Source organism: Qipengyuania intermedia (assembly GCF_019711615.1).
GTDB lineage: Bacteria > Pseudomonadota > Alphaproteobacteria > Sphingomonadales > Sphingomonadaceae > Qipengyuania > Qipengyuania intermedia.
The window spans coordinates 633161-645059 of the sequence record NZ_JAIGNS010000002.1 but is presented as its reverse complement, the minus strand read 5'-3'; the positions used below and the strand labels follow the sequence as shown (position 1 = coordinate 645059).

11 protein-coding genes are annotated in these 11899 nt (G+C 63.6%); 4 read left to right on the top strand and 7 right to left on the bottom strand.

Annotation, left to right across the window (positions count from 1 at the left end; translation table 11 throughout):
- Positions 1-22 precede the first annotated feature (22 nt).
- The 5 genes from ndk to K3179_RS09380 all read right to left on the bottom strand — a co-directional run bounded on the left by ndk (position 23) and on the right by K3179_RS09380 (position 3155).
- Positions 23-445 carry a nucleoside-diphosphate kinase gene (gene ndk, locus K3179_RS09400; protein WP_221564370.1) on the bottom strand — a complete coding sequence of 141 codons (423 nt, stop codon included), beginning with the start codon at positions 443-445 and terminating at the stop codon, positions 23-25.
- 85 nt (positions 446-530) lie between these two features.
- The gene (locus tag K3179_RS09395; RefSeq protein WP_221564366.1) at positions 531-1025 is read right to left on the bottom strand and encodes a hypothetical protein; all 495 of its coding nucleotides are present in this window, start codon (positions 1023-1025) and stop codon (positions 531-533) included.
- A 64-nt stretch (positions 1026-1089) separates the two neighbouring features.
- Positions 1090-1527: a DNA polymerase III subunit chi gene (locus tag K3179_RS09390; RefSeq protein WP_221564364.1), complete on the bottom strand. Its 438-nt coding sequence runs from the start codon at positions 1525-1527 to the stop codon at positions 1090-1092.
- On the bottom strand, positions 1524-1670 hold the full coding sequence (locus K3179_RS09385) for a DUF2256 domain-containing protein (RefSeq protein WP_100259362.1): 147 nt from the start codon (positions 1668-1670) through the stop codon (positions 1524-1526). Before K3179_RS09385 ends, K3179_RS09390 begins: the two co-directional genes overlap by 4 nt.
- A 24-nt stretch (positions 1671-1694) precedes the next feature.
- Positions 1695-3155 (bottom strand): leucyl aminopeptidase, encoded by a 1461-nt coding sequence (locus tag K3179_RS09380; protein WP_221564361.1) that lies wholly within the window; start codon positions 3153-3155, stop codon positions 1695-1697.
- A gap of 100 nt (positions 3156-3255) precedes the next feature.
- On the opposite strand from K3179_RS09380, the gene K3179_RS09375 reads away from it, so the two are divergent.
- The 4 genes from K3179_RS09375 (at position 3256) to rsmA (ending at position 8924) form a co-directional block, all read left to right on the top strand.
- Positions 3256-5601 (top strand): LPS-assembly protein LptD, encoded by a 2346-nt coding sequence (locus K3179_RS09375; protein ID WP_221564358.1) that lies wholly within the window; start codon positions 3256-3258, stop codon positions 5599-5601.
- A gap of 134 nt (positions 5602-5735) precedes the next feature.
- Positions 5736-7097 carry a peptidylprolyl isomerase gene (locus tag K3179_RS09370; protein WP_425594758.1) on the top strand — a complete coding sequence of 454 codons (1362 nt, stop codon included), beginning with the start codon at positions 5736-5738 and terminating at the stop codon, positions 7095-7097.
- Positions 7094-8107 (top strand): 4-hydroxythreonine-4-phosphate dehydrogenase PdxA, encoded by a 1014-nt coding sequence (pdxA, locus tag K3179_RS09365; protein WP_221564349.1) that lies wholly within the window; start codon positions 7094-7096, stop codon positions 8105-8107. Before K3179_RS09370 ends, pdxA begins: the two co-directional genes overlap by 4 nt.
- Complete coding sequence (gene rsmA, locus K3179_RS09360; RefSeq protein ID WP_221564345.1) at positions 8100-8924, top strand: 16S rRNA (adenine(1518)-N(6)/adenine(1519)-N(6))-dimethyltransferase RsmA; 825 nt, start codon at positions 8100-8102, stop codon at positions 8922-8924. The genes pdxA and rsmA overlap by 8 nt, the downstream gene beginning before the upstream one ends.
- On the opposite strand, the gene K3179_RS09355 is transcribed toward rsmA, so the two are convergent.
- Positions 8921-9700: a DUF2189 domain-containing protein gene (locus K3179_RS09355; protein ID WP_221564341.1), complete on the bottom strand. Its 780-nt coding sequence runs from the start codon at positions 9698-9700 to the stop codon at positions 8921-8923. The genes rsmA and K3179_RS09355 overlap by 4 nt on opposite strands.
- Before the next feature lie 60 nt (positions 9701-9760).
- Entirely contained in the window at positions 9761-11866 is a 2106-nt protein-coding gene (locus K3179_RS09350) for a malate synthase G (protein ID WP_221564338.1), read from the bottom strand.
- Between the last annotated feature and the right edge of the window lie 33 nt (positions 11867-11899).

Below are 11899 nucleotides of genomic sequence, written 5' to 3'. Positions count from 1 at the left end.
TTTATAACAAATGATATGCCGCTTAACCGACGATTTCGTCGTCGTTGAAGAAGAATGCGATCTCCTTGGCAGCGTTTTCGTCGCTGTCCGAACCGTGAACCGAGTTGGCTTCGATCGATTCCGCATAGGTCTTGCGGATGGTGCCTTCGTCGGCGTCGGCCGGGTTGGTCGCGCCCATCACGTCGCGGTTGCGCTTCACGGCGTCTTCGCCTTCGAGCACCTGCACCACGACCGGGCCGGAGATCATGAATTCGACCAGTTCGCCGAAGAAGGGACGCTCGCGGTGAACGTCGTAGAAGCCTTCGGCCTGTTCGCGGGTCATGTGGATGCGCTTGGAAGCGACGACGCGCAGGCCGGCTTCTTCAAGCATCTTGGTGACCGCGCCGGTCAGGTTGCGACGCGTGGCATCGGGCTTGATGATCGAAAAGGTGCGGGTAACCGCCATGATGTGTGTTCCTTGCGAAGTGTATTTTATGGGGGAGAATGTTCTCGCGCGCGCCCCTAGCGCCGCACGCGCCGACGGGCAAGCTTTAGCCGATTCCGGCGCTCACGGTCAGTTCCGCTTCGCTGCCGCCATCTGACGCGCGGATGGTGGCTGCAAAGGTAGTTCCGTCGTCGGCACTCTCGCCTGCCAGCACCAGGGCATTTTCGCCCGGTATGTCGGAGGTGACGGAAAATCCTGCTTCACCGGCGAGGTCTCGATAGAATTCGGCCAGGGCGTTTCGGTCGAGCTCGCTTGTGAAGACGATGGTCACAAGCCGCCCCTCGCCCTGTTCGACGCGGGTCACGCTTTCGATAGTCGCATCGGGAGGCAGGACGAAGGGTGCCGGAAGCACCGGGTCGACCGTCCGGCCTGCCGCCATGGTGGTGCGTGTGCCATCGGCATCGGTGTGCACCGCGCGCACTTCGCCCGTTTCGGGATCGACGGTGTAGCTGCCGATCGGCTCACCATCTTCTGCCGCAACCTCCGCTTCGGAAGCGTCCTGCGTCTCGGCGCAGCCGGCCAAGGCCAGGCAAGATGCCATGATGAGTGGTAATGTGCGCCCCATGCCCAACCGACGGGCGAAGCGGCGAAGGGTTCCAGCGGGTCTAGCGGCCTTCGCGCCAGCCGCCTTCGGGGGTCTGCTTGAAGATGCGGTTGTCGATATCTTCGCGCGGGGCGAGTTCGCGCCACAGATTGCGCGCGGCGTCGGTCGCTTCTTCTCCGAACAGCAGCATGACCCGCTCCAGTGCGGTCGCTTCCTCGCGCCAGGTGCCATCGGCGAGGATAAGGATCTGCGCTTCGTTCACCGGCTTGCAACTGTCCGAGATCGTGATCGGCTGGCGCGCGGCATGCGGACCGTCGGCGGGACCGTTGGCGAGGAACCCGCCTGCTGCCCACAGAGCCTGGCCGAGGCTTTCGCGGAGCCCTTCATCGGCAGCGACGACCGCAAGCCGCATCCCGGCCTGCATCGCCTTGCCAGCCAGCTTGACCACGGTCACATCGACCGGGTCGCGGCTGAGCTGGTAGAAATCAACGCGCGTCATGCGGTCCCGCTACCCTTGTTGCGCCTGCACTTCTCGGAGCAATAGCGCACGTTTTCCCAGTCGCGCTCCCATTTCTTGCGCCAGGAAAAGGGCAGCCCGCAGGTCTCGCAGACCTTGCTGGGCAAATCCCCTTTCCTGCGCATCTTGGGAATGGCGAAAGCTCCCGCTTATCCTTCGGCCGTGTCGGAGACGATGCGGTCGATCAGGCGCACGCCATAACCGGTCGCGCCCTTGCCCCAGGTGCGGCCGGGCTTGTCCGACCAGGCCTTGCCCGCGATGTCGATATGCGCCCAGGCAACATCGTCCGCGATGAAGCGCTGGAGGAATTGGGCCGCCGTGATCGAGCCTGCGCCCTTGCCGCCGATATTTTTCATGTCCGCGATCGGGCTGTCGATCAGCTTGTCGTAGGCCTTGCCGAGCGGCATGCGCCACACGGTGTCGCCAGTGGCTTCGCCAGCAGCATCGATGTCCTTTGCCAGCTGGTCGTCATTCGCGAACATGCCGGCGTGCTCGTTGCCAAGCGCAATGATGATCGCGCCGGTGAGCGTTGCGAAGTCGATGACGCGGGTCGGCTCGAACTCCTGCTGCGTCCAGTGAAGGGCATCTGCCAGGACGAGACGGCCTTCGGCGTCGGTGTTCAGGATTTCGATGGTCTGTCCGCTCATGGAAGTGACCACGTCACCGGGACGCTGGGCGTTTCCGTCGGGCATGTTCTCCACGAGGCCCATGACGCCCACGACATTGGCCGCGGCCTTGCGCTTGACGAGCGCCAGCATGCCGCCTGCGACAGCACCAGCGCCGCCCATGTCCCACTTCATGTCTTCCATGCCGGGTCCCGGCTTGATCGAGATCCCGCCGGTATCGAAGGTCACGCCCTTGCCGACGAAAGCGATCGGGCGTTCTCCTTCCTCGCCGCCATTCCAGCGAATGGCGAGGATGCGCGATTCGCGGGACGAACCCTGGCCCACGCCGAGGAGCGAACCCATGCCGAGCTTTTCCATCTCGGCTTCGTCGAGCACGATCAGTTCCGCACCAGTGCCCTCGAAACGCTTCTGGCAGCGTTCGACGAAAGTCTCGGGATAGATGATGTTGGCCGGTTCGGTGACCAGTTCCCGCGTGAATTCGACGCCCTCGGCAAGTGCGGTGAGCTCGTTCCACGCGGTGTCGGCATCGTCGGGCGCGCCGACGACGGTGACCTTCTTGAGCGTGATCTTCTGCTCGTCCTTCATCTTCGTGCGGTAGATGTCATAGCGCCAGTTGCGCAGGCGCATGCCGAGCAGGACATGACCGACTTCTTCGGCCGAAAGACGGTTTTCGGTCACGTCGAGGACGAGTTCCTCGTTGCCGGTAGACTGGTACTTGGCAGCGAGCGCAGCGCCAGCCTTTTCGAGGTTTGCGAGCCGCGCGTCGTCGGAGGCGTCGCCCGCCCCAGCCACTGCCACGCGGGCAGCGCCGTCGCCGCTTGCCACGAAGCCTTCGAAGGTCTGGCCGACACCACCCTTGAAGCGGGCTGCCTCTGCGCCTGCCTTCATGGCGGCATCGAACGATTGAGGAAGCTTGCCCTTGTCGGCGACATGCGCAATGAGGCGCGCCGCCTGCGGTTGGGTCTTGCTGAATTGGATGTGCATGGAAACTCCCGGAAAACTGTCTGACGCAGCCCGAACGCTGGATGCGGGGCCGCCGAGGATGGCGATTGCGATTAGGCGTGGGCGATGCGATAGGCAAGCCATGCTCCTGCGCCCCCACCCTTCGCGCAATGCCTTTTTGCACGCTCTCGGCGCGGGTGCAGGTGCGCTTGCCCTTGCTACCGCCGCTCCGCTGGCGGCGCAGGACGGTGCAGCGACGGGTGCAGGCTCGGTCGAGGAACCGGAAGGCGAAAGCCCCACGGACCTGCCGCCACCGCCGGAAGCGGTCATCGTTGCGCAAAGCGAACTCGATCCGCCACCGGCGGCCGAATTCAATGCAGCGGGCGAACGGCAGATCGCATTCGCTTCAGACATCCTCAGCTATGATTCCGATGCGGATATCGTTACTGCCGAGGGTAATGTCGTTCTGCGCTCGGGCGAACGCTCGGTGCGCGCGGACAGCGTCAGCTGGAGCAGGCGGACGGGCATTATCCTTGCCAGCGGCAACGTCCGTTTCGTGGACGACAACGGCAACCAGCTGTTTTCCGACCAGGTCGAACTGACCGACGAATTCGAAGCCGGGGCCTTGGAGAATTTGCTCCTCGCGCTGCGCCAGGGCGGACGCCTTGCCGCGCGGCGTGGCCTGCGCGAAACCGACGGGACCATTGCGCTGGAAGAGGCAGCCTACAGCGCCTGTGCAGTCGTCACGCCGGAAGGCTGCGACAAGGACCCCAGCTGGCGCATTACCGCCGACCGCGTGATCTACGATCCCCAGGACTCGCGCGTGCGCTTCCAGGGTGCCTATCTCGAGCTGTTCGGGGCGCGCATCCTGCCCCTGCCCGGCCTTGCGATCCGTACCGACGGCGGCGCAGTCAGCGGGTTCCTGGTGCCGGACCTGCGCTTTTCTGAAAGCAACGGGGTCGAGGTTTCGGGAAGCTATTACATACGGTTTGCCGATAACAAGGACCTGACGGTCTCGGCTTATGCGTTCACCGAAGCGCCGCCGATGGTGTCCGCACAGTGGCGCCACCTGACCGACAAGGGCGCCTACCAGATCACCGGCTACGCCACGAACAGCCGCCGTTTCACCGACGCCACGCGAACCGATACGTTCGAAAGCGAGCCGCGCGGCTACCTGTTCGCCAACGGCAAATTTCAGTTCACGCCCGAATGGAGTCTCACCAGCTCGGTCAGGCTCGCGAGCGACCGCACTTTCCTGCGCCGCTACGACATCAGCCGTGACGACCGCTTGCGGTCCATGGTCGACCTGGAGCGGATCGACCGCAATTCCTACTTTTCGCTGGCAGGCTGGGCGACCCAGACGCTGCGGCTGAACCAGGACCAGGGGCAGGTGCCGATTGCCCTGCCGGCCATGGATTACCGCCTGCGACTCGATGAGCCGGTGCTCGGCGGGAAGGTCGAATTGCAGGCAAATACCCTCGCGATCCTGCGTGACGAGGGACAGGACACGCAGCGCGCCTTTGCCCGCGCGAAATGGGACCTGCGCCGTATCCTCGGCCTTGGCCAGGTGGTGACGCTGACCGGCCTCCTTCGCGGGGACGTCTACCATTCGAGCGACAATTTCCTGACGCAGACCGTATCCTATCGCGGCGACAGCGGCTGGCAGGCGCGCGGCGTTGCTCTGGGCGCGCTGGATATCGAATGGCCTTTCGTGGGCGAACTCCTGGGCGGCACGCAGGTATTCACCCCGCGCGTCCAACTGGTCGTGACCCCGCCGATCAGGAACCTGGCGATCCCGAACGAGGATGCACGGGCGATCGACCTGGAAGATTCAAACCTGTTCGCGCTGAACCGCTTCCCCGGGTACGACCGGATCGAGGACGGTGCGCGGATCACGTACGGCTTCGACTGGGAATTGCGCCGTCCGGGCTGGGAAGTGAAGACGACGCTCGGACAATCCTACCGGCTCGATGCGGACCGCGACATTTTCCCCGACGGCACAGGCCTGTCGGAAAAGGTCAGCGACGTCGTCGGCCGGACCGAGCTGCGCTTCCGCGACTTCGTGAAGCTGACGCACCGTTTCCGCCTGGACAAGGACAACCTCGCCGTACGGCGCAACGAATTCGACGCGACCGTCGGGACCAGCGCTACTTATGTCGAGGTCGGATATTTGCGCCTCGACCGCAATATCACTTCGGTGGAAGATTTGCAGGATCGGGAGGAACTGCGCGCAGCCGCCCGCCTGTCGTTTGCGAATTACTGGTCGGTCTTCGGTTCGGGTGTCTTCAATCTTACCAATCGCGACGAGGACCTCAGCCTGTCCAGCGATGGATTTCAGCCGATCAGGACCCGCCTGGGCCTTGCCTATCAGGACGATTGCCTCGAACTCGGCCTGACGTGGCGGCGCGATTACGTATCGGCGGGCGACGCCGAACGGGGCGACACGTTCCAGCTCTATTTCAGCCTGAAAAACCTTGGCTTCAGATAGGCGTTGAACAGGCCGTGCCATGTGGTTGGCAGGGCGAGATAAACGCGCTATCCGCCCACGCAATCAGCAACGGTTAAGCCGGGCTTTGGCAAGGCCGTTACCTATCCGGGTGCGCTGTGCGCGCCGCAAATGGAATTTTACGCGTGAACGCAACCAAGCTTGCCAAACTTAGCGGTTCCGCCGCTGCTCTCGTCGCCACGCTCGCCCTTGCCATTACGCCGGCAAGCGTCGGGGCGCAGGCGTCGGTAACGGCCAACACTCTCGATCTTCCGGAAGAGCTGACCATGCTCACCAATCCGGATCCGAACGTGCGCCGGGCAACTGCCGTCGTGAACGGCCACGTCATCACCGGCACCGATCTCGACCAGCGCGTCGCCCTGCTCGTGGAAGCAAGCCAGTCGGACCTCGCTTCGGAAGAGATGCGCCGTGTGCGCGAACAGGTTCTGCGCAATCTGATCGACGAAACCTTGCAGATTCAGGCCGCCGAAGCCGAGGACATCCAGATTTCCAGTGCGGAAGTCGACCAGACCTACGCGCGCATCGCCGCACAGAACAATCGCCGTCTCGAAGACATGGAGAGCTACCTGCTCTCGATCGGATCTTCGCCGGCCTCGCTCAAGCGCCAGATCCAGGGCGAACTCGCCTGGCAGCGCCTGCTGCGCCAGAAGGTGGCGTTCTTCGTGAATGTCTCGGCTGAAGAAGTGAACGAGCTGATGGAACGGCTCGAAGCATCCAAGGGCACGGAAGAATATCGCCTTGGCGAAATCTACTTGTCCGCGACGCCCGAAAATGCGGCCGCAGTCGAAGCCAACGCGCTCAAGATCGTCGAACAGCTTCGCCAGGGCGGCAGCTTCGTGGCCTATGCACGCCAGTTCTCCGAAGCATCGACCGCCGCAGTCGGCGGCGATCTCGGCTGGATCCGCCTGCCGCAGCTCAAGAATGCGCAACTCGAAGCCGTGGCGCAGGAAATGCAGCCCGGCCAGCTTGTCGGCCCGATTGAAATCCCGGGCGGCTTCTCAATTCTCTACCTGATCGAAAAACGCCAGGTGCTTACCGCCGACCCGCGCGATGCCATCCTCAGCCTGAAGCAGATCCAGATCTCCTTCGACCAGAACGCAACGCAGGCAGCCAACGAAGCACGCCTCCAGGAATTCCTTGCAGGCGTTCAGACCATGCGCGGCTGCGGCAGCGCCAACGAAATCGCCGACCGGATCGGTGCTTCCGTGGTCGACAACGACCAGTTGCGCGCCCGGGCACTTCCGGAACAGCTCCAGCAGATCGTGCTGGGCCTCGGCATCGGCGAAGCCACCCCGCCGTTCGGCGACCTGAAGGACGGTGTGCGGGTGCTGATGCTGTGCGGTCGTGACGATCCGGAGGTCCAGTCGGGCCCGAACTTCGACCAGCTCATGCAGCAGATCGAGGACGAGCGGATCAACCGCGCGGCGCAGCGCTATCTGCGCGACCTGCGTAACGACGCCTATATCGAATATAATTGACGCCCGCCCCGCTCCCCCTCGCCGTATCATTGGGCGACCCTGCGGGGATCGGGCCGGAAATCATCGCCGCCGCCTGGGCGCGCCGCTACGTGGAAGCGCTCGCGCCGTTTTTTGTGGTGGGCGGTTCGGGAGTTCTCGCGTCGGCGGCGCAATCGCTGGGGATGTCCCTTCCGGTGGAGCGCATCAGCGATCCGTCGCACGCAGCGCAGGTTTTCGGGCGAGCGCTTCCGGTGCTCGGGCTGGAAGACGAACCGTTCACGCCGGGTGAGCCGACCGAAAATGGCGCGAGGCTTGCCCTGTATTCCCTGAAACGCGCGACTCAACTCGCGCTCGAGGGGGAGGCTGGAGCGCTCGTCACCGCCCCGATCGCGAAGTCCGAACTCGCAAAGGTCGGCTTCGATCATCCCGGCCAGACCGAGTTTCTCGCTTCCGCCTGCTCGCGAGACCAGCGCGATGCCGTGATGATGCTGGCCGGTCCGAGCCTTCGCGCCGTGCCATTGACCGTTCACTGCGCGCTTGCCGAAGTACCCGGCAGGTTGAGCGTCGAATTGATCTGCCACCGGGCGCGTATCGTCGCTCAGGCCCTGCAACGCGATTTCGGCCTTGAGCGTCCGCGCCTCGCAGTCTGCGGTCTCAACCCACATGCGGGCGAGGACGGGCGATTCGGCGACGAGGAACAGCGCGTAATTTCGCCCGCGATCAAGGCATTGCGCGAAGAAGGTTATGAGGTAAACGGTCCCCACCCAGGAGATGCTCTGTTCACCCCCCGCGCACGCACGACTTTCGATGCCGCGCTGGCCATGTATCACGACCAGGCCCTGATCCCCTTGAAGGCCCTCGATTTCGACGAGGGTGTCAATGTCACGCTCGGCTTGCCGATCGTCCGGACGAGCCCCGATCACGGCACAGCCTTCGATATTGCGGGCAAGGCCATCGCCGATCCCGGCGCGATGATTGCCGCACTGCGCATGGCGGGAGACATGGCACAGCGGCGCGCACGCCATGGCTGAGTTGCCGCCGCTGCGAGAGGTGATCGCCCGTCATGGCCTTAGCGCGAGCAAGGCGCTGGGCCAGAACTTCCTGTTCGACGAGCAATTGCTCGACCGGATCGCCGCAATCCCCGGAGATCTCGCAGGGAAGAAAGTCCTCGAAGTCGGACCGGGCCCGGGCGGCCTCACCCGCGCGCTCCTGCGTGCCGGTGCCGAGGTCACCGCAATCGAGATGGACAGCCGCTGCCTGCCTGCGCTGGCGGAAGTTGGCGAGGCGTTTCCAGGCAAGCTCAAGGTCATCCAGGGCGATGCGCTCAAACTCGACCATGCCGATATCATGGGTGGCGAACCCTTCGCCGTCCTTTCCAACCTGCCATATAATGTCGGGACTGCGCTGTTCGTGCGCTGGCTGGGCGGGGAAAGCTGGCCGCCGCTGTGGACCAGCCTCACGCTGATGCTCCAGCAGGAGGTTGCCCAGCGCATCGCGGCCACTCCCGACAATTCCGCGTATGGCCGCCTCGCCGTACTCGCCCAATGGCGTAGCGAGGCGAAGATGGCGATGAAGGTGCATCGCAGCGCATTCACGCCACCGCCCAAGGTGATGAGCGCTATCGTCCATGTTGAACCGCGCGAGATGCCCGATGGCGTCAGCGCGCGGGTGCTGGAGCGGCTGACCGAAGCCGCCTTCGGCCAACGCCGCAAGATGCTGCGTCAGAGCCTGAAAGGCGTGCCCGGTGCGGTGGAGGCGCTGGAACAGGTCGGCATCGACCCGCAGCGCCGCGCGGAAACGCTTTCCGTCGACAATTTCGTGGCGTTAGCCCGAGTGCTTTCGGCCTAGGCCGCGTCGCGCACGATCCTGCGATAGAGGTGCCAGGTCGCGTGCCCGAAGATCGGCAAGGCGACCAGCAGTCCCAGGAATGCCGGGGCCAAGGCGATTAGCAGCGACACGGCGATAATCGCCGCCCATAGGGTCAGCATGAGTTTGTTGGACCGAAATGCGGCCACGCTGGTGATGATCGCCGTCAGGAAATCTACCTCGAGATCGACAAGCATCGGCAGGCTGACGACGGTCACCGCATAGAAGGCGAGCGCCATGATCGCGCCGACCGCCGTCCCCACGGCCAGCATTGCCAGCCCCGCAGGGGTCAGGAACGCCTCGACCGTTTCAGCGCCGACGCCCGATTCTGCCATGAAGATCGCGAAGATCCCGTGGGCGATGATCATCCAGAAACTGAAGGCGACGAAGACAATGCCGCCCATCATGATAAGCTGTTCGTCGCCCTTGCCCCTTACAGCCCCGAGCACTGCGCCCCATTTGACCGCAAGGCCAGCCTCCCGCCTTCGGCTGACTTCATAAAGGCCGACAGCAGTAAATGGCGCGACGAGCGGGAAGCCAGCGACCACGGGGACGAACCACATCGTCTCGCCCCACTCGACCGCCGCGACATAGAGGAACAGCCCTGCCGCCACGTAGATTGCGGCGAAGAACAGGCCGTAGATCGGACAGGCGAGGAAATCGGCGAGGCCCGCTTTCAATGCCCTGCCAAGATCGGTCAGTGACAGATTGCTAGCCACCCTCACCGGCGCGATTTGTACTTCGCCTGCCGAGTCCATCGTCCCGCCTCCTCTTCACCGATTGGTGAAGCGGCAGTCTGCTATAGCTTCAGCCCTGCATCAAGCGTCCGCCTTTTTCCTCAGGCGCCAAGCGTGGAGGAGCGGTTCGGTATAACCGCTCGGCTGTTCTACTCCCTTGAAAATCAGGTCCTTGGCGGCGTTGAAAGCGGGGGCGTCTTGGTTCTCGAGCAGCGGCTCGTAGAAAGGATCGCCCGCGTTCTGCTCGTCGACCTTGGCTGCCATGCGTCGCAGGCTGTCCATCACCTGCTCCTCGGAAATGACACCGTGAAGCAGCCAGTTGGCGATATGCTGGCTTGAAATCCGCAACGTCGCGCGGTCTTCCATCAGGCCGACATCATTGATGTCCGGCACCTTGGAACAGCCTACGCCCGCATCGATCCAGCGCACCACATAGCCGAGCAGGCCCTGGCAGTTGTTGTCCAGCTCCTCGCGGATTTCCTCTTCGGACCAGTTCGCGCCGTCTGCCAGCGGAATGGTCAGCAGTTCTTCCAGCTTGGCCGCATCGCCGAGCCCCTTCTGGATTTCGAACACGTCCTCGCGGTGGTAATGGATTGCGTGGAGCGTTGCTGCCGTCGGGCTCGGCACCCAGGCCGTGTTCGCACCGGCACGCAAATGACCGATCTTTTCGATCATCATCTGGCCCATTAGATCTGGGGCCGCCCACATGCCCTTGCCGATCTGCGCGCGGCCGGAAAGCCCGTGCGCAAGACCGATGCCGACATTGCGCGCCTCGTAAGCCTTGAGCCAAGCGGACGATTTCATCTCGCCCTTGCGCATCATCGGTCCTGCACGCATCGAGGTGTGGATTTCGTCGCCGGTGCGATCGAGGAAGCCGGTGTTGATGAAGACGATCCGGTCCCGCACCGCGTGAATGCAGGCGGCGAGATTGGCCGAAGTACGGCGCTCCTCGTCCATCACACCCACCTTGACCGTGTGGCGCGGCAGGCCGAGCAGGTCTTCCACCCCATCGAACAGATCGTTGGTGAAGGCGCACTCTTCGGGCCCGTGCATCTTGGGCTTTACGATGTAGATGCTGCCCTTGCGCGAATTGCCGTACTTGCCGAGGCCGGCGACGTCGTGCGCGCCGATGGCCGAGGTGACGACCGCATCCATGATGCCTTCGGGAATATCCCCGCCGTCCCAACGCATGGCCGGATTGGTCATCAGGTGGCCGACATTGCGCACGAACATGAGGCTGCGGCCCGGCAGGGAAAACTCGCTGCCGTCCTGCGCGGTGTAGGTGCGATCGCCTACCAGAGCGCGCGTGACCGTCCTGCCGCCCTTTTCGAAGCTTTCCGACAGATCTCCGCGGATCACGCCGAGCCAGTTGCGATAGGCGAGCAGCTTGTCCTCTGCATCCACGGCAGCGACCGAATCTTCGCAATCGGCAATCGTGGTCAGCGCCGCTTCGAGATTGATATCGGCGATATTGGCCGGATCGCTGCGACCGATCGGGTGATCGGCATCGAACACGACCTCGATATGCAGGCCATAGTGTTTGAACAGGCAGGCCTTGTCGTTCCAGCCGTGGCACTGCGCCGGATCGGCAAGCGGGATGCCGTTATCCTTGACGTCGGACAGTTCGGACCACTTCTTGCCATCAGCCAGCGGCACGGCCTCGTCCATGAAGGCCTTGGCCTTCGCGATCACTGCCGCGCCGCGATCCTCGTCATATCCGCCAGGCCGCGCCGCAGGGGCGTCGAGCGCATCGGTCCCGTAAAACGCATCGTAGAGGCTGCCCCAGCGCGCATTGGCCGCGTTGAGCAGGAAGCGCGCGTTGAGGATCGGCACCACGAGCTGCGGCCCTGCCATCGTCGCGATCTCTGGATCGACATTCTGCGTCCCGATGGTGAAGTCGCCCGGCTCGGGCACGAGATAGCCGATCTCTTCGAGAAAGGCGCGATAGGCGCTCGCATCATGCGGCTGCCCCGCGCGCTCGGTGTGCCACGCATCGATCTTCGCCTGAAGATCCTCGCGCTTTTGCAGCAGGGCGCGGTTGCGGGGCGCAAACTTGCCGAGCAGATTGGCGAAACCTGTCCAGAATTCATCCGTATCGCGGCCGAGCGGTGCGATCACTTCGGTTTCGATAAAGGCTGCCAGAGCCGGATCGACTTCGATCCCTGCGCGCGTCACGTAATCTGTCATGGAACTCCCTTGGGGTATTCGAATGGCGATGTG

Bases quoted from the DNA above. Each gene is read 5' to 3' on its own strand.
- rsmA (WP_221564345.1), top strand. From the start codon at position 8,100: ATGGCTGAGTTGCCGCCGCTGCGAGAGGTGATCGCCCGTCATGGCCTT.
- K3179_RS09375 (WP_221564358.1), top strand. From the start codon at position 3,256: ATGCTCCTGCGCCCCCACCCTTCGCGCAATGCCTTTTTGCACGCTCTC.
- K3179_RS09390 (WP_221564364.1), bottom strand. From the start codon at position 1,527: ATGACGCGCGTTGATTTCTACCAGCTCAGCCGCGACCCGGTCGATGTG.
- K3179_RS09385 (WP_100259362.1), bottom strand. From the start codon at position 1,670: ATGCGCAGGAAAGGGGATTTGCCCAGCAAGGTCTGCGAGACCTGCGGG.
- K3179_RS09395 (WP_221564366.1), bottom strand. From the start codon at position 1,025: ATGGCATCTTGCCTGGCCTTGGCCGGCTGCGCCGAGACGCAGGACGCT.
- K3179_RS09350 (WP_221564338.1), bottom strand. From the start codon at position 11,866: ATGACAGATTACGTGACGCGCGCAGGGATCGAAGTCGATCCGGCTCTG.
- K3179_RS09380 (WP_221564361.1), bottom strand. From the start codon at position 3,155: ATGCACATCCAATTCAGCAAGACCCAACCGCAGGCGGCGCGCCTCATT.
- K3179_RS09355 (WP_221564341.1), bottom strand. From the start codon at position 9,700: ATGGACTCGGCAGGCGAAGTACAAATCGCGCCGGTGAGGGTGGCTAGC.
- ndk (WP_221564370.1), bottom strand. From the start codon at position 445: ATGGCGGTTACCCGCACCTTTTCGATCATCAAGCCCGATGCCACGCGT.